The organism is Pseudomonas sp. SORGH_AS_0211 (assembly GCF_031453455.1).
GTDB lineage: Bacteria > Pseudomonadota > Gammaproteobacteria > Pseudomonadales > Pseudomonadaceae > Chryseomonas > Chryseomonas aestiva.
In genome coordinates, this window is record NZ_JAVIZV010000001.1 from 3,399,642 (window position 1) to 3,419,926 (window position 20,285).

The 20,285-nt window shown below is 64.9% G+C and carries 20 protein-coding genes and 2 pseudogenes; 13 read left to right on the forward strand and 9 right to left on the reverse strand.

Annotation, left to right across the window (positions count from 1 at the left end; translation table 11 throughout):
• Positions 1 to 22: 22 nt before the first annotated feature.
• Together QE393_RS15745 and QE393_RS15750 are read right to left on the reverse strand one after the other, a co-directional pair.
• A pseudogene (locus tag QE393_RS15745) lies at positions 23 to 280 on the reverse strand (DDE-type integrase/transposase/recombinase); the annotation flags it as partial.
• Positions 269 to 577 (reverse strand): annotated as a pseudogene (locus tag QE393_RS15750) (hypothetical protein); the annotation flags it as partial. The pseudogenes QE393_RS15745 and QE393_RS15750, both read right to left, overlap by 12 nt.
• Positions 578 to 947: 370 nt before the next feature.
• Here QE393_RS15750 and QE393_RS15755 point away from each other — a divergent pair.
• The 4 genes from QE393_RS15755 to sugE all read left to right on the forward strand — a co-directional run bounded on the left by QE393_RS15755 (position 948) and on the right by sugE (position 3,230).
• On the forward strand, positions 948 to 1,193 hold the full coding sequence (locus QE393_RS15755; protein WP_145156039.1) for an AbrB/MazE/SpoVT family DNA-binding domain-containing protein: 246 nt from the start codon (positions 948 to 950) through the stop codon (positions 1,191 to 1,193).
• A gap of 824 nt (positions 1,194 to 2,017) precedes the next feature.
• Complete coding sequence (locus tag QE393_RS15760) at positions 2,018 to 2,248, forward strand: hypothetical protein (RefSeq protein ID WP_310044551.1); 231 nt, start codon at positions 2,018 to 2,020, stop codon at positions 2,246 to 2,248.
• A gap of 100 nt (positions 2,249 to 2,348) precedes the next feature.
• A complete protein-coding gene (locus tag QE393_RS15765) occupies positions 2,349 to 2,735 on the forward strand; it encodes a hypothetical protein (protein ID WP_310044554.1) in 387 nt (128 codons plus the stop codon).
• A 177-nt stretch (positions 2,736 to 2,912) separates the two neighbouring features.
• A complete protein-coding gene (gene sugE / locus QE393_RS15770) occupies positions 2,913 to 3,230 on the forward strand; it encodes a quaternary ammonium compound efflux SMR transporter SugE (protein WP_158896176.1) in 318 nt (105 codons plus the stop codon).
• Between the two features lie 10 nt (positions 3,231 to 3,240).
• On the opposite strand, the gene QE393_RS15775 is transcribed toward sugE, so the two are convergent.
• On the reverse strand, positions 3,241 to 3,711 hold the full coding sequence (locus QE393_RS15775) for a hypothetical protein (protein ID WP_310044556.1): 471 nt from the start codon (positions 3,709 to 3,711) through the stop codon (positions 3,241 to 3,243).
• A 28-nt stretch (positions 3,712 to 3,739) separates the two neighbouring features.
• On the opposite strand from QE393_RS15775, the gene QE393_RS15780 reads away from it, so the two are divergent.
• Positions 3,740 to 4,900, forward strand: coding sequence for a PQQ-dependent sugar dehydrogenase (locus QE393_RS15780; RefSeq protein ID WP_405046258.1), 1,161 nt, complete (start codon positions 3,740 to 3,742; stop codon positions 4,898 to 4,900).
• A 34-nt stretch (positions 4,901 to 4,934) separates the two neighbouring features.
• On the opposite strand, the gene QE393_RS15785 is transcribed toward QE393_RS15780, so the two are convergent.
• Complete coding sequence (locus QE393_RS15785; protein ID WP_310044561.1) at positions 4,935 to 6,272, reverse strand: DUF4214 domain-containing protein; 1,338 nt, start codon at positions 6,270 to 6,272, stop codon at positions 4,935 to 4,937.
• Between the two features lie 277 nt (positions 6,273 to 6,549).
• On the opposite strand from QE393_RS15785, the gene QE393_RS15790 reads away from it, so the two are divergent.
• The 8 genes from QE393_RS15790 to QE393_RS15825 all read left to right on the forward strand — a co-directional run bounded on the left by QE393_RS15790 (position 6,550) and on the right by QE393_RS15825 (position 14,794).
• Entirely contained in the window at positions 6,550 to 7,623 is a 1,074-nt protein-coding gene (locus tag QE393_RS15790; protein ID WP_310044564.1) for a saccharopine dehydrogenase C-terminal domain-containing protein, read from the forward strand.
• A 66-nt stretch (positions 7,624 to 7,689) separates the two neighbouring features.
• Entirely contained in the window at positions 7,690 to 8,631 is a 942-nt protein-coding gene (locus QE393_RS15795; protein ID WP_310044565.1) for a Gfo/Idh/MocA family oxidoreductase, read from the forward strand.
• A gap of 108 nt (positions 8,632 to 8,739) precedes the next feature.
• Entirely contained in the window at positions 8,740 to 10,380 is a 1,641-nt protein-coding gene (locus tag QE393_RS15800; RefSeq protein WP_310044567.1) for a methyl-accepting chemotaxis protein, read from the forward strand.
• Positions 10,381 to 10,545: 165 nt separating this feature from the next.
• Positions 10,546 to 10,800 (forward strand): hypothetical protein, encoded by a 255-nt coding sequence (locus QE393_RS15805; protein ID WP_183633058.1) that lies wholly within the window; start codon positions 10,546 to 10,548, stop codon positions 10,798 to 10,800.
• A gap of 385 nt (positions 10,801 to 11,185) precedes the next feature.
• Positions 11,186 to 12,079 carry an SDR family oxidoreductase gene (locus QE393_RS15810; RefSeq protein ID WP_273806595.1) on the forward strand — a complete coding sequence of 298 codons (894 nt, stop codon included), beginning with the start codon at positions 11,186 to 11,188 and terminating at the stop codon, positions 12,077 to 12,079.
• A gap of 5 nt (positions 12,080 to 12,084) precedes the next feature.
• Positions 12,085 to 13,884: a glycoside hydrolase family 15 protein gene (locus tag QE393_RS15815; RefSeq protein WP_273806596.1), complete on the forward strand. Its 1,800-nt coding sequence runs from the start codon at positions 12,085 to 12,087 to the stop codon at positions 13,882 to 13,884.
• A complete protein-coding gene (locus QE393_RS15820; RefSeq protein WP_310044571.1) occupies positions 13,881 to 14,462 on the forward strand; it encodes a DNA-3-methyladenine glycosylase in 582 nt (193 codons plus the stop codon). The genes QE393_RS15815 and QE393_RS15820 overlap by 4 nt, the downstream gene beginning before the upstream one ends.
• A gap of 41 nt (positions 14,463 to 14,503) precedes the next feature.
• Complete coding sequence (locus tag QE393_RS15825; RefSeq protein ID WP_273806598.1) at positions 14,504 to 14,794, forward strand: DUF2845 domain-containing protein; 291 nt, start codon at positions 14,504 to 14,506, stop codon at positions 14,792 to 14,794.
• A gap of 195 nt (positions 14,795 to 14,989) precedes the next feature.
• Here QE393_RS15825 and QE393_RS15830 read toward each other — a convergent pair whose 3' ends face one another.
• The 5 genes from QE393_RS15830 to pstS form a co-directional block, all read right to left on the reverse strand.
• Complete coding sequence (locus QE393_RS15830) at positions 14,990 to 16,276, reverse strand: putative porin (protein WP_310044575.1); 1,287 nt, start codon at positions 16,274 to 16,276, stop codon at positions 14,990 to 14,992.
• A gap of 291 nt (positions 16,277 to 16,567) precedes the next feature.
• Positions 16,568 to 17,332 (reverse strand): phosphate ABC transporter ATP-binding protein PstB, encoded by a 765-nt coding sequence (gene pstB / locus QE393_RS15835; protein WP_044341611.1) that lies wholly within the window; start codon positions 17,330 to 17,332, stop codon positions 16,568 to 16,570.
• Positions 17,333 to 17,337: 5 nt separating this feature from the next.
• The gene (gene pstA, locus QE393_RS15840) at positions 17,338 to 18,213 is read right to left on the reverse strand and encodes a phosphate ABC transporter permease PstA (protein WP_183633064.1); all 876 of its coding nucleotides are present in this window, start codon (positions 18,211 to 18,213) and stop codon (positions 17,338 to 17,340) included.
• Positions 18,213 to 19,187, reverse strand: coding sequence for a phosphate ABC transporter permease subunit PstC (gene pstC, locus QE393_RS15845; protein WP_273806599.1), 975 nt, complete (start codon positions 19,185 to 19,187; stop codon positions 18,213 to 18,215). The genes pstA and pstC overlap by 1 nt, the downstream gene beginning before the upstream one ends.
• Before the next feature lie 76 nt (positions 19,188 to 19,263).
• Positions 19,264 to 20,277, reverse strand: a complete 1,014-nt coding sequence (pstS, locus tag QE393_RS15850) for a phosphate ABC transporter substrate-binding protein PstS (RefSeq protein ID WP_007160735.1) — start codon at positions 20,275 to 20,277, stop codon at positions 19,264 to 19,266.
• Between the last annotated feature and the right edge of the window lie 8 nt (positions 20,278 to 20,285).

Sequence of the window (20,285 nt, forward strand, 5' to 3'; positions counted from 1 at the left end):
CATGGTCGATGTCGCACGCAACGCTGTGAAGAAGGCCATTTTCAGTGCAGTCGCCACGTCGACTCATGTTGCCAAGCAGTTGTTGGCTTTCAGGAAACTCTGCCAGTCACAGCTGCTGAACCGGCCACCCTGGTCTGAGTCAGTCATCACGTCCTGCTTTGGCTTAGGCCGGCAAACCGCCATCAGCAAGGCATCGATAACCAGGTTGCTGGTCATTTGCGGCTTCATCGACAAACCAAGTACTTGCCCGCGAAAACAGACCAAGCACGACCGCCCGAAATCGCACGGGGCTCTTGTCAATGTTCATCAGTACGTCGCCGCCCAGATACTTACAAGGGCGACCTAGCCATTCTTCCGCCAGTTTTTGAGCGCCGAACACTTTGATAGCGTGCTCCATCACCTTTGCGTATTGGAAGGCAACGGTGCTCTGCTGGGAATCGGGATGTGCAGGCTGCTTACTGCTGTCTGACCTCCAGCTGTCCTGCTGGGCTTACCCACGATTCGATTCATGATTTTTCTCGAAAGTATGTCTTCGACGTTTCACTCCAAAGACGTTGACTATCATCCCGCAGAGCATGGCCCAGCTGAGCTGGCGTGAGCAATACCGAGAAGGATTCCGTTGAGCTGCGACTGTCTTGCGCGTAGGGTCTCGGCGGAACTCGCTGATCGCCAGCTGCAAAATATGACGCAAGTGTAGCGCTATTTGCACATCGTACGTCGGTCCCGCAAGAGCACCTTCACATGAGGTATCGCTCTGCTTGCGGCCAACGCCGCTCGTTAATTCTTTCCGATGCGTCCCTGAACAGCGAATAATTTGCGTTCGTTAGTCCCTTTTGAGACCAATCGTTTTTGGTATCCTATCGATCTGCGCCGCGGGACTTTGTTGGCATCGGCTCGCCGTTGCCTCCCCCTGCGGACACTTCATTCAGCCGCTGCCTGAGGTCACCATGCGGAATCATGTAGTGATTGAGGACTGGGACGGCGACGGTGCTATTCGCCTACCCGACGACGTTCTGCAGGAGATGGGCGTCGACGTTGGGGACACGCTCTATCTGCTTGAAGAGTACGTAGGCACTACCCGTTGCCTGGTGCTCAGTAAATCTCCGCGCATCCCTGATAGCGTAGATGAGCTGGTTGGCCACTGGGAGTCGTTTGGCAAAGTCTCTGCCGACGTAAACGCCAAGGACGAGTGAGCTAACCGCAACGCCTCTCGCCCGCAAATCTTGTTGCTTGCGACTCTGTTGCCTCCTGCAAGAGCAAAGTCCTACACGCATAGATAGGTGCCGGTAACTTTTGACCAGCCCATGCTTGGGTTGCGCATATGTAAACGCCCAGGACAAGAAACAGGTTGGTACGAACTCAGGCTCAGGCGCAGCAAGGCTGAAGTCATGCATACCACACGCCGCTGGAGCCAAAGCAGCGCCAGGTGCTAGCGATCCGTTAAGCTCCACGCCCACCGGTGAGCGTACTTGGCCCATCCCGCTGCGTGTCGCGAGCAAAGCTTTGGCTCAATGAGAAGACGGTAGGACGTATCAGGGTCTGGCTAGTGGTCAAAATCGATATCTCGGATTTCGTTTTTTGTGCCAAGGGTAACCACCCCCAGATGTCACTATTAGCCCTAAACTGCAAGGCACGCTAAAAGACTAAACCCTTGCAGTACGGCACTTTGAGGCATTTTTGAACGCTTACCGCCAGTCAAGATTCCTGTACCGTATTGGCCTCCGAAGGAGGGGTCGTGGGTTCGAATCCCGCCGAGTGCGCCATCTTCCGTTCACCGCCGCGTGAACCTCAGCAAAGCCCGCCATCGCGCGGGCTTTGCTGTTTCTGGCCGTCGTTCAAGCCTTTCCAAGACGCACAGACCGTTCGCGAAAGAACCTACGCCAGATTGCCGGCGTGATTTATCTGACCATTATCACTACCACGCTCGCGATTCTGATCTAAGCTCTGACCTCTAGATCCGCTCCAACCAGCCGGCCGGATGCCGATACCCTGGTGATCCACCCAGCAAGGACGCCTCATGAGATACCTCCTGACCAGCTCGGTCACCCTCTTTCTCGCCGCTCCGCTCCTGACCGAAGACACCGCCCTGGCCCAGGCCGGCCATGCCCTCCGTCCGGGGATAGAGGCAGCTGTGTACTCCCTGAATCTATCGCTGCTGCAGAGCAGTGCGGTCGGCAGGGGCCCGGTGGCCGACGAGGCGCGGCTGCAGCTGGCGGTGCTGGAACGGCAGGCGCGGCGGGACGACTAGCCTCAGGGCTTTGCCAAGGCCCGGCGCAGAGGCCTTCTTGAACGAAGCGCCCGTCCGGGGCTCTCAAGGTCTCCACTACGGCCATCCCGAGGAGACCTGGATGAAATCCCTGATTCCCCTGTTGCTGCTGCCGCTCGCCCTGGGCGCCTGTACCCGGGAGCCGATTCGCCAGAACGACCTCGGTTTGCCGAGCTGCGATCTGCAGCAGCAGCATGAACTTCCGGGTGAGCTGGGCGGCGCCATCAGTGATCCACGGCAGGCGCATGTCTCGCTGCGCGCCAATGTGCTGCTGGCGGATGTGAGCACGGCGCGCAAGGCGCGGCGGATCAGTCAGGAACAGGCAACGGCCTTCAGCGAGCGCATCGCCGCGGTGCGCAGCCAGACCGATGACCTGGTCAAGCAGCAGGGCTTTCTCAGCGCGGCCGAACGCGCCAGTTTCGACCGCGAATTCGACGGGATCGCTAGGCAGATCTGCCAGCCGCGCTAGCGGTTGGTGGGTAGCGCCTGCCAGGTCGGGTCGAAAGGTACGGCCATGAACGGCTAGGATAATGGGGCCGATCAGGCGGTAGGGCAGCCTGCCGCCCTTTTCTCTTGGCCCACGGGGACGACCCCGGCGATCGGTGGGCAGCGTTCCGGGACGGCCCGGTGTCACAGGAGGCCGTCGTTGGCTTGGTTCTATCTGGTGTGCGCGGGACTGCTCGAAGTGGTCTGGGCGTTCTACATGAAGCAGTCCGCGGGCTTCACCCGCCTCACGCCGACGATCATCACCGGGGTCGCCATGGTGGCCAGCGTGGCGTTGCTGTCGATCTCCATGCGCAGCCTGCCGCTGGGCACCGCCTATACGATCTGGACCGGTATCGGCGCGATCGGCGCCTTCATGGTCGGCATCCTGGTGCTGGGCGAGGCGGCGAGTCCGCTGCGCATCCTGGCCGCCGCGCTGATCGTCAGCGGGCTGGTGCTGATGAAGCTGACCTCGTCCTGAGCGCCCTCCCCTAGCGCGGGATCACCGAGCGGGCTAGCCAGATGAACAGCAGCCCGCCGAGCAGCCCACCCACGGCCATCGCCAGCAATCCCTCCAGGGTGCGCGTGGCATAGATGAGCACCGGCATGGGCGCGAAGGCGTCGATCAGGCGGATGGCGGCGATCAGGCTGACACTGCTGGCCAGTGGCAGCAGGCAGGCGCGATAGGCACCGCCGTGACGACCCAGCCAGAGGGCCGCGGCAAAGGCTGGTAACCAAGCGGCGAGCACGATGGCGGCATAGACGGGTCCGAAGCCCAGCAGATCCTCCAGCGAGGTCCGCCAGCGCGTGGCCAGGTCGATCGGCTGGCCGAGTCCCTGGAGGGCCGCCAGGTTGTACTGGGTCTGCACCAGGCTGCCCCAGGCCGTAGCGAGCAATAGGGCCGCGGCGAACGCCAGCAGGGTGCGCGGTTGCAACAGGGCGCGCCAGAGCGGTTGGGGCATGGTCGGAAGATCCCTTGGAGAGAGGCAGATGCTAGCGAAAGCGGGTACCCGGAACAGACCTCAAGCGTTACCTAAAGCTTCCGGCCGCTTGGCCTGGCTGGCGTGGCTAGCCCTGCTGGCGGCGCCGCTGGGGCTGGCGGCGCCGGCCTATCGGATCGAAACGGTGGCGACCGGGCTGGATAGACCCTGGTCGCTGGCCTTCCTGCCCGATGGCCGGGCACTCCTGACCGAAGGCGCCGGGCGCTTGCGGCTGCTGGTACGGGACGGTGCAGGTCGCCTCGGGCTGCAGGCGCAAGCCATCACCGGACTGCCGGAGCTCTATACCGACGGCCAGGCCGGTCTGTTCGAGGTGTTGCCGGATCCGGATTTCGCCCGGAACCAGCTGATCTATCTTTCCTATGCGACAGGCACGCGCCAGGCCAATCACTTGAGGGTGGTACGCGCGCGGCTGGACGGTGGACGCCTGCAGGACTTGCAGCCGCTGTTCACCAGCCAGCCGGCCAAGGCCTTCGGGCAGCACTTCGGGGCGCGGATGGCCCTGCTCGGTGACGGCACCCTGGCCATCGCCCTGGGCGACGGCAACGTCGAGCGCACCGACGCCCAGCGACTGGATACCCACCTGGGCAAGATCGTCCGCATCACCCGCGACGGCCAGGTGCCGGCGGATAATCCCTTCGTCAAGCGACCCGGCGCCCTGCCGGAGATCTACAGCCTTGGCCATCGCAATCCCCAGGGCCTGGTCTGGGTGGCCGAGCGCCAGGCGCTGTACGAGCACGAGCACGGCTCCAAGGGTGGCGACGAACTCAATCTGATTCGCGCGGGCGCCAACTACGGCTGGCCGCTGACCACCGGCGGCGTGGACTACACCGGCGCGCGCATCTCGCCCTTTCGCGAATTGCCGGGCATCACCCCGCCGCTGCTGGAGTGGACGCCGTCGATCGCGCCCGCCGGGATGACCTGGTACGCCGGCCCGGGCTTTCCCGCCTGGCGCGGCAGTCTGTTCGTGGCGGCGCTGCGGGAGAAATCGGTGCGGCGGATACCGCTGGTGGCAGGTGTGCCTGGTCCGCGGGAGCTGCTGTTCCAGGAGCTGGACCAGCGTCTGCGCGACGTGCGCAGCGGACCGGACGGTAATCTCTGGCTGCTCACCGATGGCGAGGAGGGGCAGCTGTTGCGGGTGGTGCCGGGGTAGCAGGGGCCACTGCAGGAGCCCCCCCAGGACCTGGTCAGGCAGCGATGAAGGTGTTGCTGGCGCCCAGCAGGGTCAGCTCGTCGCTGGGATTGTTGTAGCCGTCATAGACGAAAGCCCCTGGCAGATAGACGCTGTACTGATGGCCCTCCTCCAACTCACTGGTCAGACGGATGTCCAGCAGATTGGTCAGTTGACGCACCGGGTTCGCCATCTCGAAGCCGATCCTCGCACCCGTGGTGACATCGAGCAGAAAGGCTTTCTCCAGCAGCGTCGGGTCTACCTTCACCGGTATCGGATAGGCTTCCGAGTACAGGTCGCGCGTGCCGCGATAGATGGAGTCGTCGAACAGCAGGCTGATGAAGTCATCCGCATAGGGATTGAAGTAGGACTGCTGATGGATACCGGTCAACCGCGGCGGCGTGAGGTCGGCAGGCAGGACGGTGAGGTCGCGCGGCAGGGCTGTCACCGCGACATTTCCGGCGGTATCGGTGGTCTCGACCAGAATCGATCCCTGCACATAGAAGCCCGGCTCCAGCTTGGGCGCAGGCCAGCGTCCCTCACCCTGCTGCCAGGTCTGGCCGCCATCGCTGGAACTGCGCCACTGCAAGATGTCGCCATCGTCGAAGAAGCGGAATTGCAACAGGTTCTCGGTGGTGGGGCCGCGGGTGGTGAAGAGATGAAGCTCCGCACCCTGGGTGTCGATCCTCCACTGCGCCTGGTTCGCCTGGGTCCGGGCGTTACCGTCGTCACCAAGGTAACTGACCTGCAGCTGATCCGCCTGATAGTAGCCCGCCCCCAACTGCAGCGTAGTGCTGCCGGCGCTCGCCAGGGTCCAGTGCTGCCCGCCATCCAGGCTGTAGCTCCAGTTCTCAACCCCATCCGGCAGGGTCACGTCCACCTGGCCGTTGCGGGTGATCCCATCGGTGGCCGATACCCCGCTGTCCTCGTGCAGGACAAGGCCAGGCATGAGCGGCTCCCAGTGCGCGAGACGCGTCTGGAACAGCTGCTGATCAGCGCTCTGGCCATCCGGGCGGCCGAGGTAGTCGATCATCTCGACGATGACTGCCGCTCTGGCATCCTGATGGGTACTGCCCAGCGCCTCCAGCCGGCCCAACCAGAAGGCCTTGCCATCGGCATCGGCGCTGCGGCCGAGCAGGTCGCCATAGCAGCCGTCGATGAAGGCACTGGCGCTTTCGTCCGCGGGCTGCGCCTGCTGGCGTTCGGCGCCATTGAGGAACAGGCGGATGAGTTGCTCTTCGCCCAGGCCCTCGTCCAGTTTGGCGACCCAGAAGCGGAAGCCTTCCGTATCCGGGGCACGACCCAGTACGCCCCAGTAGCAGGCGTCCACCCGTGCTGCATTGTCCACGACCATGGTCTCTCCTCCTTGAAGCGGCCACCCGCTGTGGCCGAGTCCCTGGCTTATAGAAGGCGGCGGTACGCGGCGCCGACCTGTGTCGGGATTCCTGTGGCGTGCTCGACAGCCTTTCGCCTAGAGCGATAAGCAAAAAGCCGGAAGAAACGAGCACCCTGGTCATATCGTCGAAAAATCCGACGTTTCGCTAAATAAGTAACGACACTTCGACGCTCTGACGCTCACATCTGGCAGCGCCGCTTTCTAAGCTGGAGCCTCAACCACGGAGGATCCCGCGATGAAAGTCACCCTGCTCGGCGCCGGCCATATCGGCTACACCATTTCGCAATTGCTGCACGAAAGTGGCGACTATCAGGTGACGGTGGCGGATCGCGACGAGCGCGCCCTGGCGGCCATCGCCGCGCTGGGTGTGCAGACCCGCACCCTGGATACCGCCGACGCCAGCGCCCTGGCCGCGGCCCTGGACGACCAAGACGTGGTGCTCAACGCCCTGCCCTATCACCTGGCAATTCCGGTGGCCCAGGCGGCCAAGGCCACCAATACCCACTATTTCGACCTGACCGAAGACGTCAAGGCGACCAAGACCATCCGCCAGCTGGCCGAGGGCGCGAGCAATGCCTTCATGCCCCAGTGCGGTCTGGCGCCGGGCTTCATCGGTATCGCCGCCCATTCGCTGGCCAAGCGCTTCGACAGCGTGCGCGAGGTGAAGATGCGCGTCGGCGCCCTGCCGGAATTCCCCACCAATGCCCTGAAGTACAACCTGACCTGGAGCGTCGACGGCCTGGTCAACGAGTACTGCCACCCCTGCGAGGCCGTGCGCAACGGCGAACTGCAACTGGTGCAGCCGCTGGAAGGCCTGGAGCACTTCTCCCTGGACGGCGTGGAATACGAGGCCTTCAACACCTCGGGCGGCCTGGGCACCCTCTGCGAGACGCTGCAGGGCCAGGTGGAAACCCTGGACTACAAGACCGTGCGCTATCCCGGTCACCGCGACCTGATGAAATTCCTGCTGGAAGACCTGCGCCTGGCCGGTGACCAGGAGCAGCTCAAGAACATCCTGCGCGGCGCCGTGCCCACCACCATGCAGGACGTGGTGCTGGTGTTCGTCACCGTCAGCGGGATGCGTGGTGGCAAGCTGGTGCAGGAGGTGTTCAGCCGCAAGATCTTTGCCGCCGAGCGCGACGGTCGCCTGACCAGCGCCATCCAGATCACCACCGCGGCCGGCATCTGCACCGCCCTGGATCTGTTCCGCGAAGGCAAGCTGCCGCAGCGCGGCTTCATCGCCCAGGAGCAGGTGGATATGGAGGCCTTCCTGGCCAACCGTTTCGGCAGGGCCTACCAGCCGGTCTGATCGGGGAAGCTTCGCGGCACACCAGGGGTCCATAACGGAACAGTTACCGTTGGAGGACCCCTTGTCATGCTCAGCGTCGCCATCGTCGGTTGCGAACAGATCCACGCCCAGGACTATCTGGACACCAGCCTGGCCGATCCGCGAGTGCGGGTAGTGGCGGTGGCCAGCGAACGCGATCCCGCCCGCGCCCGGCGCCTCGCCGCGCCCCATGGCCTGCCGGTACTGGATGACTTCGCCCGATTGCCCGAAGTGGACCTGGCCTTCGTCACCACCGCCATCGAGGATCACGAGGCGACGGTGACCACTCTGCTCCCCCGGGCCCGTCATCTCTTCGTGGAAAAACCGCTGGCCGTCTCGGCAGCCCGCGCCACCGCCCTGGCCGATCAGCTCGCCGGGCGTTCCTGCTTCAGCGGCTTCTATCTGCGTACCGACCCGGCCCTGCAGCTGCTGCGCCAGCGGGCGCGGGACGGCGCCATCGGCAGCCTCAGTCACCTGTCACTGACCGCCGGCCACCCGGGACTGCTGGAGGGCTGGCTCAGCGACTGGCCAGCGCATCTGGACGAGCGCCGCATGGGCTATGGCGCCTTTGGCGATCTGGCCGTGCACCTGCTGGATTTCAGCGCCTGGCTATGCGGTGAGGCCCTGACGGTCGCCCATAGCCGACTGGAGCGCGATCCGCGCTGGCCACTGGATCATGGTGGCGAGGCTTTGCTCCAGGCCGGTGATCTGCCGATTCATCTGCGCGCCAGCGCCACCCTGCGCGGTCCGCGGCTGGCCATTCGACTGGACGGTAGCGCCGGAACCCTGGAGCTTTCCGCGGGGCGCCTGGTGCTAAACGATGCCCAGGGAAATCGGCAGGTGCTGGCCGAGGGGGTGGACCCTGGCGTGCCCCAGGGCGCCCAGGCGGTGTTCGATCAGTTGCTCGGCCAGTCGCGACCGGAACTGGCCAGTCTGGCGGACGCCCTGAAGGCCAATCGGCTGCTTGATAGCCTTTATGGGCGCGATTGAAGGCGGATCGGACGCTCCTGGGCCACCTAAAGGTCGGACTGTTGGTGCCGATAGCGAGGGTATCCAGCGCAACTTGGCTGATACCCACTTCGCAGAAAGGAAGGCTCCATGGTCTGGTTCAACAATCTGGCGCTGGCGAAGAAACTCGCCGTGGCCTTTGGCCTGTGCACGGCCATCACCCTGGGCATCGGCGCCGTCGGCCTCAGCGGTATCCGCAGCGTCAACGCCCAGCTGGATAACGTGTTGAACGACACGCTGCTCTCCATCAGCCTGCTCAACGATGCCAAGAGCAATGTCATCGGCCACAACCGCGATCTGTTCCGCGTGCTGTCCATGGCCTATGGCGAGGCACCCCAGAGCGACCTCCAGACCGTCATCACCTCCCTGCGTGACAACCAGGCCGATGCCGAGAAACCCTTCGCCGCCTATCGCGCCACGCCACTGCAGGCCGATGAAAAGCAGGCCGGCGATGCCTTCGAGCAGGACTGGAAGAGCTATATCGCCGGTACCGACGCCATCCTGGCGCGGCTGGCCGCCAAGGACGTAGCCGGTGCCGCCAAGTTGTTGAACGAGCAGGTGCAACCCACCTACCGCAAGACCATGGCCTCGTTCAAGATCATGATCCAGTCCAACAAGCGCCAGAGCGCCGAAGCCGGCACCGCGGCGCATGCCGCCTACCAGCAGGCGGTCTGGGCACTGGGCCTGGGTCTGCTGCTGGCCTCACTCTGCGCCCTGGCGCTGGGCATCGTCATCACCCGGATGATCGTTGCACCAATCCGCCAGGCAGTGACCAGCGCCGAGCGCGTCGCCCAGGGCGATCTGACCCAGTCGATCCAGAGTTCGCGCCGTGACGAAGCCGGGCAGCTGCTGCAAGCGCTGGGTGGCATGCAGCGCAGCCTGAAAGACACCGTGCAACAGATGGCCGGCGCCTCCAACCAGCTCGCCGCGGCCGCCGAGGAATTGCACGCGGTAACCGAGGAGAGCTCGCGTGGCCAGGTCCGCCAGCACGACGAGGTGCAGCAGGCTGCCACTGCCGTCAACCAGATGACCGCCGCGGTGGAAGAGGTGGCGCGCAATGCCGCCTCCACCTCCACCGCCTCCCAGGACACCAGCCGCGAAGCCCAGCAGGGTCGCGAGCAGGTGCAACAGGCCGCCCAGGCCATGGCGGTAATGACCGGCGAGATCACCGATTCGACCCAGAAGGTGCAGACCCTGGAAGGCCAGGTGCGCGAGATCGGCAAGTTGCTGGAGGTGATCCGCGGGATCGCCGAGCAGACCAACCTGCTGGCGCTCAATGCCGCCATCGAGGCCGCCCGGGCGGGCGAACAGGGCCGCGGCTTCGCCGTGGTGGCGGACGAGGTCCGCGCCCTGGCCCATCGCACCCAGGGTTCCACCGGCGAGATCGAACGCATGATGAGCGCCGTGCGCAGCAGCGCCGAGGAAGCGGTGGGCGCCATGCACAAGAGCCAGTCCCTGGCCGACAGTACCCAGGCGCGCGCCAACCAGGCGGGTGAAGCCCTGGACCGCATCGCCGCCAGGGTCGCCCAGATCGAGGAGCGCAACCTGGTGATCGCCAGTGCCGCCGAGGAGCAGGCCCAGGTCGCCCGCGAAGTGGATCGCAATCTGGTCAATATCCAGGACCTGTCCACCCAGACCGCAACCGGGGCCCAGCAGACCGCCGCCTCCAGCCAGGAGCTGTCGCGACTGGCCACCTCCTTCCAGAGCCTGGTGGCGCAATTCCGTTACTGATCGGCCACCCAGGGACCTTCCGACCGGCGGTCAGCCTGCCCTCGCCCCAGCGAGTGGCGGGCTTCCGGCGCAGCCATGGGTTTGCAGAGGTGACGCGCCGGTGTTCGGAATTGAACATTGCATGCCAGTACGGTTCTGAGCATAAAGACCTGAATGGATGCTCCCATGCGCTTTACCTACGATGCCCGCCGCAGCTACCGCCTGATCGGCCTGGACGATGGTCGTCTGGCTGGGCAATTGCTGTGTGGGCAGCTGTACATCATGGTCGCGGGCGATGGAAAGCAACCGCAGTCCTATGCGCAGCTGGAAGATGACCAGTTGCGCACCGCCGAGGGCCGGCTGATCGGCTGCCGCGACGCGGATATCCTCACCCTGCAGCGAACTGGCGTAGCCCTGCGGCTGGAGCCACTCGACGCCTGAGGCAGGACGGCTAGCGCGGTCCCCTCTGCTCGGGGCTACCTCCCGGCCCGCTCCCATGGCCACCATGACCTCCGCCGCCGGGCGGCGGCATGAACAGCCAGCACCCGGACAACGACAGCAGTGCCGCCAGCACGGCCACTTTCGTGCTTCTCGCCATCACGACGATCTCTCCTGCCGAAGGACCCTCCCCTTCTCGCCGTCATTGGACGCCAGGCCAGGCCGAAAAAGACGTAGCCCTGGGTAAACGTCAGGTAAGAACGCTGTCTGGCCCGATACATCCGCCGCCGATCGGTGGGAACCTCTCATGCACCTTGTCGCTCCATTTCCTTGAACGTCATCGAAAAGATGCCAAACGGGCGCCTTTTGGCCCCCTTCAGGAGATGTCATGTCCAGCGACAACCAGTACAGCATGCAGAACCCCCTCACCCAGTATCCCCAGCCGGAATTCCCCAAGCAGCCCCAGCAGGCCCCGGGCCTGGCCCAGGTCATGGAGCCGCGTCCCGATCATGGCGAGGCCAGCTACAAGGGCTTCGGTCGTCTGGCCGGGCGCAAGGCGCTGATCACCGGCGCGGATTCGGGGATCGGTCGGGCCACGGCCATCGCCTACGCCCGGGAGGGTGCCGATCTGGTGCTCAACTACCTGCCCGAGGAAGAGGCCGACGCCCAGGAAGTGGTCAAGCTGGTGGAAGCCGAGGGTCGCAAGGCCGTCTGCGTGCCCGGTGACCTGAAGGACGAAGCCTTCTGCACTCAACTGGTGAGCAAGGCCAGGGAGGCTCTGGGCGGCCTCGACATCCTGGTCAATGTGGCTGGCAAGCAGACCGCCGTGCAGGACATCGCCGAGCTGACCACCGAGCAATTCGACGCTACCTACAAGACCAACGTCTACGCCCTGTTCTGGCTGTGCAAGGCCGCGCTGCCGCATCTGCCGGCCGGTGCCGCCATCATCAACACCACCTCGATCCAGGCCACACAGCCTTCCGAGTTCCTGCTGGACTACGCATCGACCAAGGCGGCCATCACCAACTTCACCAAGGCGCTGGCCAAGCAGGTCGCCAGCAAGGGCATCCGCGTCAACGCCGTGGCCCCTGGCCCCTTCTGGACGCCGCTGCAGCCCAGCGGTGGCCAGCCCCAGGAAAAGATCCCCACCTTCGGCGGCGAAACGGTGTTCAAGCGTCCCGGGCAGCCGGCGGAACTGGCGCCCATCTATGTGCTGCTGGCTTCCCAGGAGTCGAGCTATGTGACCGGTGAGGTCTATGGCGCCACCGGAGGCATGGGCTGACGGCCATGGCGGCCTTCGATCCCGCCCGCCAGGACGGCTACGCGCCCCTGGCGGGCTACGCTGCCCTTTCCGATGGCCGTTCGGTCGCCCTGGTGGCGCCGGACGGCTCACTGGACTGGTGGTGCGTGCCCAACATGGATTCCGCACCGCTGTTCGACCGCCTGCTGGATGCCCCGGCGGGCGGTTTCTTTTCGATCGCGCCAGTGGCCGACTATCGCGTCGAGCGTGCCTACCGCGAAGACAGTAACGTCCTAGAAACCTGCTTCCACACCGCTGACGGCAGCGTGCGCCTTACCGAATCGCTCAACAGCGGCTCAGCCGGTCGCCTGCCCTGGTGCGAATTGGGTCGCCGCGTCGAAGGCCTTTCCGGACGGGTCGAGTTGCGTATCGAACTGGTACCCGGGACCCAGGGCCAGACCGTCTCGCCCTGGATGCGCAGCACCCCCAATGGCGAGGTCATGCACGTCGATGGCGTGATGGCCACCCTGCGCTATTGCGAGCGACTGGAGATCCTCCAGTGCGATGACCGCCGACTGGTAGCGCGCCTGGTGCTGGAAGCCGGGCAACGCAGTGTCCTGGCCCTGACCGCGACCGAGAACGAACCCCTCGTGGTGCCGTCCCTGGACGAGGTGGACCAGCGCATCGACCGCAGTGACCAGGCCTGGCGCGAATGGGCCCAGGGCTTCGCCTACCGGGGCGAATTCCTCAGCGAGGTGAAGCGCTCGGCGCTGGCCCTCAAGCTGTTGCTCTACTCCCCCACCGGCGCCATCGTCGCCGCAGCGACCACCTCGCTGCCGGAGCGAATCGGCGGCGACAAGAATTACGAATACCGCTATGCCTGGGTGCGTGATGCGGTCTTTACCATCAAGGCCTTCCTGCGTCTGGGCGCCCTCGGCGAGGCCCAGGCGGCCCTGGCCTGGATCCAGAACGTCATCCGCCGCCACGGTAATCGCCTGCACACCTGCTTTACCCTGGAGGGCGAACTGGCCCCCGAGGAACGCATCATCCCGGTTCCTGGCTATCGCGACTCCCAGCCGGTACGCGTCGGCAATCGCGCCAGCGCCCAGTGCCAGCTGAGTCTCTATGGCGATCTGCTGGAGACCTTCCGCCTCTATGCCAGCAAGGGCCATGTGCTGGATTTCGCCACCGCCAGCCTGCTCACCGACCTGGCCAATCTCTGCGCCGATGGCTGGCGGCAGACGGATGCCGGCATGTGGGAATTGCCTGAAGAGCGCCACTACACCCTCTCCAAGCTGGGCTGCTGGTTCGCCCTGGATCGCGCCGTGACCCTCGCCCGCGACGGCCATATCCCCGACGCCATGTGCGGTCGCTGGGAGCGCGAGCGTGATCGCATCCGCGACTGGGTCAACGAACACTGCTGGAGCGAGCGCAAGCAGGCCTACACCTTCTATGCCGGTACCGAGCGTCTGGACGCCGGGCTGCTGCTCGGCATCCGCTTCGGCTTCGACGGCGGCGAGCGTTCGGTCAGCACCCTGGCGGCCATTCGTCGTGAGTTGGCCCATGGACCTCTGGTCTACCGCTATAGCGGTGCCGAGCAGGAAGAAGGTGCGTTCCTGGCCTGTTCCTACTGGATGGTCGAGGCCCATGCCGTGCTGGGCGAGGTGGACCAGGCGCGGGAATTGATGCGCGAGGTACTGGCCGCCAGTCTCAATGGCGTCGGCCTGATGACCGAGATGCGTGATCCCCGCGACGGCACGGCCCTGGGCAACTTTCCCCAGGGCCTGAGTCACCTGGCCATGGTGCATGCGGCGCTGATCCTGGAAGAACCGGAGCCCGAGGCGTGAGCGATCTGGATTTCACCCGCCCGGTGGACGAGGTCGCCCGGCAACTGATCGGCGCCACGCTCAGACTCGAAGGTGTGGGCGGCCTGATCGTCGAGACCGAGGCCTACGACGGCGAAGACCCGGCCTCCCACAGCTTTTCTGGCCCCACCCCGCGCAACCGCGCCATGTTCGGTCCGCCCGGGCATGCCTATGTCTATCGCTCCTATGGCATCCACTGGTGCTTCAATCTGGTCTGCCGCGAGGCCGGGCATGGCGCGGGCGTGCTGATCCGCGCGCTGGAGCCGCTGTGGGGGCTGGAGGCGATGCGCGAACGCCGTGGCGGCCTGGCCGACCGCCTGCTATGCGCCGGCCCTGGCCGACTGTGCCAGGCCCTCGCCATCGACGGCAGTCACGACGGTCTGCCGCTGACCGAGTTGCCCTTCCTGCTGGAGCCAGCCGCTGCCGAAGTAGCCGTGATCGCGGGCCCACGCATCGGTATCAGCCGCGCGCGCGAGGTGCCCTGGCGCTTCGGTCTGGCCGGTTCGCGCTATCTGAGTCGTGGCTTTGCCAAGGCGCCCCATTACGGAGAGAACAGCTAGGCTAAAGGCAATGGCCTCTGCCGCTACCTCTCGGAGTTTCGATGCGCGCTCGTCATCTGTTGCTGATTCCCCTGCTGCTGCCCACGCTCGCCCAGGCCAGCCTGCGCTGTGGCCAGAGTCTCGTCGAGGAAGGCGACAGCGTCGAACAGGTCCTCGCCGCCTGCGGCGCCCCGGCCGAGCGCAAGATCAATCCGCCGGCCCTGCGCAACAACAACGTGCCCAAGTTCAATGCCGCCGAGACCCAGTTCTGGACCTATGCCCCACAGAACGGCGCCTCGCGTCACCTCAAGTTCATCGATGGCAAGCTGGTGGAGATCAGGGTCGAGCGTTAGTGGGAAGCCTCCCTCGCCCCAACCCTCTCCTGGAGGGAGAGAGGCAAAACCAGCAGCTCCGACGTAAGGGAAAGGCAGCGTAGGTTGGGTTGAGCGCAGCGAAGCCCAACAGTTGCCAGGCGGCTCTCTCCATCGAGCAGGCAAAAAAGAACCGCTCGAGGGCGGTTCAAGAGGAGCACGACCTCAGGGTCGTGGTTAGAACTTGGCTTCCAGGTCCAGCTGCAGGGTCTTGACGTCGGCGTCGCGGCGGAAGCGGCTGGCGGTATCGGACTCGGCGAGGAAGTAGGTCAGGCCGACACCGAAGTTCTTGTCGATGTCGTAGCCGAGCTTGAGCTTGTGGCCGCGGGCCCCGGTCGAGCCGTTGCCGAAGTCCGAGTCGGTAAAGGCACCCACCACGGCGTTGCGCTGGACATCACGGTAGTTGTATTCCAGCCCGACCCGCTGCAGCAGCTTGGTCTTGGCGCCCACCAGCCAGGCGGTGTCCTCGCCGTCGTCGGCCTTGTCGTTGACCACATACTGGCCATAGAAGGACAGCGGCACCCACAGCTTGGTCAGGTCCAGCTGGGCGAAGCCCTCGTAGAGCTGGAAGCGGTCGGTGGTGTTGCCATTGACCGCCAGGGCGCAGGGCGAGGTGACCGAGCCGGTGGTCGGGCAGGCGCTGTCCTGGTCCTTGTCGTAGGCATAGACGCTGCCACCGACCATCAGCTTGGCGGCATCACCCAGGTTGAAGCGGCTGCCCAGCTGGCCGGCATAGAGGCGCAGGTCGTGCCTGAACTCGTAGCCTTCGCCGTCGACATTGTCCTTGAGCACGTAGTAGCCGGTGCTGCCGAACAGCTCGGCGCCACCGCCCAGGTCGTACCTGTAGGTGCCGGCCAGGCCTTCGGGGTTGATGTCGGCGTCCCAGATGACATCGCCGGTGCTGACCCACTGCTGGCCCATCTTGCCACCCACCAGATGCAGATTCGGCAGCGCCGTGGGGTGGTAGTCGATGTAGGCCTGATCCAGCCAGAGCTGCTTCTTGTTGAAGTAGCCGTTGAGGTCCTGGTTGGTGGAGCGGGCATCGTCGCCGCCGCCGGTGGCGATGCGGATGCCGGTATCCACCTGCGGATTGATCTCGCTGTAGGCGCCCAGCCGCGCGCGGATGCGCTGGCGGTCCCGATCGAGGCCGTTGTCCGGTTCGCCGCTGATATCGATGCTCTCGTGGCGCACCCGCACGTCGCCCTTGATCTGGGTCTTGGCGGCCCAGGCCAGTTTCTTCTCGAAGTCGGAGGTCTTCTGCTGCTGGGCGACCTGGGCGGCACGCGCCTGCTGCTCCTGCTGCAGATCGCCGCGCAATTCGGCGTACTGGGCGGGGGTAATGGAGCCGTTGGCCTTGAGCATGTCGAGCAGCTTCTCATCGACCGCGGCACTCGCGGCGGCCGAGCAGGTGGCCAGGAGCACGCCCGAGAACAGCGCCGTGAATCGATAAGGGTTAACAGACATCGGCAGATCTCCTTGCAAGACAATCCAGGGAGTGAGGGCTGGCAGTGCAGCCCGTCACGAAGCTGGGCCAGTCTCGGCAGAAGAGATGTCGTTTTGCTTGCAGTAAGATAAAGCTTTTAATTCAAGTCATTGAATATAAAGCAAAATTTAATCAAACCTTCATCCATCCCGGACGACTCGGCAGTGGCTCGGAATGGAACACGATGACCCGAGGCCCTGGCCCGGCGCTTTCCGACCGCCCATGAAAAAGGCCACTCCGGGGAGTGGCCTTGCCAAGCGCCGGCGAAATCCTCAGCCGAAGCGACCGGTGATGTAGTCCTCGGTCTGCTTCTTGTCCGGCTTGGTGAAGATCTTGTCGGTCTTGTCCACTTCGATCAGCTCGCCCAGGTACATGAAGGCGGTGACGTCGGAGCAGCGCGCCGCCTGCTGCATGTTGTGGGTGACGATGACCACGGTGAACTCCTGCTTGAGTTCGGCCAGCAACTGCTCGATGCGCGCGGTGGAGATGGGGTCCAGGGCCGAAGTCGGCTCGTCCAGCAGCAGCACCCGCGGACGCAGGGCGATGGTGCGGGCGATGCATAGCCGCTGCTGCTGACCGCCGGAGAGACCCAGGGCGCTCTGGTTGAGCTTGTCCTTGACCTCGTCCCACAGCGCCGCACCGCGCAGCGCCTGCTCGACGCGATCCTGCAGCTCCACGCGAGACAGGCGCTCGTGGTGGCGGATGCCGTAGGCGACGTTGTCGGCGATCGACATCGGGAAGGGCACCGGCTTCTGGAACACCATGCCGATGGTGCTGCGCAGGCGGCTCAGCGAATACTTGGGATCGAGGATGTTCTCCCCGTCCATGAGGATCTCGCCGCTCGCTTCCAGCCCCGGGTATTCCGAGTAGATGCGGTTGAAGATGCGCAGCAGCGTGGATTTGCCGCATCCGGACGGGCCGATGATGGCGGTGATCTGCTTGGCCGCGATGTCCAGGTTGATCGACTTGAGCGCCTGGTGGCCCTTGTAACGGAAGCCGACGTCGCGCGCCTGCAGTTCCGGTATCTGCGTCTGCATGGTAGTCACTTGGAATCCCGGTTACGAAAGAAGAAGCGAGAGGAGAGGTTCAGGAGCAGCACGAACAGTGTCAGCAGCAAGGCGCCGGCCCAGGCCAGGTGCTGCCAGTTCTCGAACGGACTCATGGCGAACTGGAAGATGGTCACCGGCACGGTGGCCATGGGCTTGAGCACGTCGGCGTTCCAGTACTGGTTGCCAAAGGCGGTGAACAGCAGCGGTGCGGTCTCGCCGGTGATGCGGGCGATGGACAGCAGCACCCCGGTCACCACGCCGGCGCGGGAGGCGCGCAGCAGAATCTGCAGGGTCACCTTCCACTGGGGAATGCCCAGGGCCAGGGCCGCTTCGCGCATGGCCGGCGGCTGCAGCTGCATCATCTCGTCGGTGGTACGGGTCACCACCGGCACCACCAGCATGGCCAGCGCCAGGGAGCCGGCGAAACCGGAGAAGCCCAGGCTGCCACCGGAGTACTGGTTCAGCGTCACCACCACGGCGGTGTAGATGAACAGGCCGATGACGATCGACGGCGCCGACAGCAGGATGTCGTTGACGAAACGCACCACCAGCCCGAGCTTGGAGTGGCGGGCGTATTCGGCCAGCCAGAGCCCGGCGAGGATGCCGATGGGCGCGCCGATGGCGGTGGCCAGCAGGGTGATCAGCACGCTGCCGAACAGGGCGTTGGCCAGACCACCGTCGGCGGCGCCGGGCGGCGGCGTCATCTCGACGAAGAGGGCCGGGCTCAGGGCGCTGACGCCCTTGATCAGGGTGGTGCCGAGGATCCAGGCCAGGAAACCCAGGCCGAGCACGGCGGCGGCGCTGCCAAAGATCAGCGCGATGCCGTTCTTGATCCGCCGCTTGCGATAGAGATAGGCGTCGATGTGCATCAGTTACCTGCCTTGCGCGACAGTTGCGTCAGCATCAGCCGTGCCGCCAGCAGCACGAAGAAGGTCACCACGAACAGCAGGAAGCCCAGGGCGATCAGCGAAGAGCGGTGCAGATCGGTGTAGGCCTCGTTGAATTCGTTGGCGATCACCGAGGCGATGGAACTGCTCGGCATCATCAGCGAGAGGGAGAACTGGTGGGCGTTGCCCAGCACGAAGGTCACCGCCATGGTCTCGCCCAGGGCGCGCCCCAGGCCGAGGAAGGCACCGCCGACCACCGCCGAGCGGGTGTAGGGCAGCACGATGTCCCAGCAGACTTCCCAGGTGGTGGAACCCAGGGCGTAGGCCGATTCCTTGAGCTGGGCCGGCACGCTGCGGAACACCTCGTACATCACCGAGGTGATGAAGGGCAGGATCATGATCGCCAGGATGATGCCGGCGGTCAGCATGCCGATGCCCAGCGGCGGCCCCTGGAACAGCACCCCGATCACCGGGATGGCGCCGAGGTAGTCGTTGATGAAGGGCGAGATGTAGGCGGCCATGAACGGGCCGAAGACGAACAGGCCCCACATGCCGTAGATGATCGAGGGAATGCCCGCCAGCAGCTCGACCGCGGTGGCCACCGGGCCGCGCAGCCAGGGCGGCGCGATCTCCGAGAGGAACAGGGCGATGCCGAAGGCGGTGGGCACGGCCAGCAGCAGGGCGATGAAGGAGGTCATCAGGGTGCCGTAGATGGGCACCAGGGCGCCGAACTTCTCGGCGCCGACATCCCATTCGGCCGAGGTGATGAAGTCCAGGCCAAAGGTCATGAAGGCGTGGCGACCGCCCCAGAGGGTGGACGCGGCGGCGCCGACCAGTACCAGCAGTACCAGCAGCGCGGCGGAAAACAGCAGCCGGCGGAACCAGACATCGGCGCGGGTATCCCGGCGGATGCGCTGTTCCTGAGCGGCGGAGAGGGGCAGGGTCTGGTCGGTCATGGAGCTTTCCGTCTACCTGGAAGGACGCGCGAAACCGCCTGGACCCCAGGGGATCCAGGCGGCGGGACAGTCGTGCTTACTTCTTGAAGTCGGACGCCCAGTAGCCTTCGATCTGCTTGACCAGGGTGTCCGGGACCGGGACGTAATCCAGGGCCGCGGCATCCTTCTGGCCATGCTCCAGGGACCACTTGAAGAAGTCGAAGGCGACCTTGCTGCGCTCTTCGTTCTTGGGTTCCTTGTACATCACGATCCAGGTGGTGGCGGTGATCGGCCAGGCATCGGCGCCCGGGGCGTTGGTCATCAGCAGGTTGAAGTCCTTGGCGCTCTTCCAGTCGGCGGTGGCGGCGGCGGCCTGGAAGCTCTTGGCTTCGGGCTGCACGAAGTTGCCGGCGGCGTTCTTCAGCTGCACGTGGGTCATCTTGTTGGTCAGCGCATAGGCGTACTCGACGTAGCCGATGGAGCCCTTGATCTGCTTCACGTAGGCGGCGATACCCTCGTTACCCTTGCCACCCACACCGACCGGCCAGTTGACGGTGGTGCCGAAGTTGAACTTCTCCTTCCACTCCGGGCTGACCTTGGCCAGGTAGTTGGTGAAGTTGTAGGAGGTGCCGGAGCCGTCGGAACGACGCACCACGGTGATGGCGCCTTCAGGCAGCTTCATACCGGGGTTCAGCGCGGCGATGGCCGGGTCGTTCCAGGTCTTGATCTCGCCCATGAAGATCTTGGCCATGGTCGGACCGTCGAGCTTCAGCTTGCCGGGCTCGATGCCTTCCACGTTGATCACCGGCACGATGCCGCCAATGATGGTCGGGAACTGGCCCAGACCGCCCTTCTGCAGGTCGTCGGTGCTCATGGGGGCGTCGGTGGCGCCGAAGTCCACGGTGCCGGCCTTGATCTGGGCGATGCCGCCGCCGGAGCCAATGGACTGATAGTTGATACGGTTGCCAGTCTTCTCGCTGAAGCCTTGCGACCACTTCGACAGAACGGGGAAGACGAAGCTCGAGCCTGCGCCCGTGACATCCACGGCATGAGCGGCGGTGCTCAGGCAAAAGGCCGACAACAACAGAGAGAGGCTGAACGTGCGTTTCATGGTGGCTC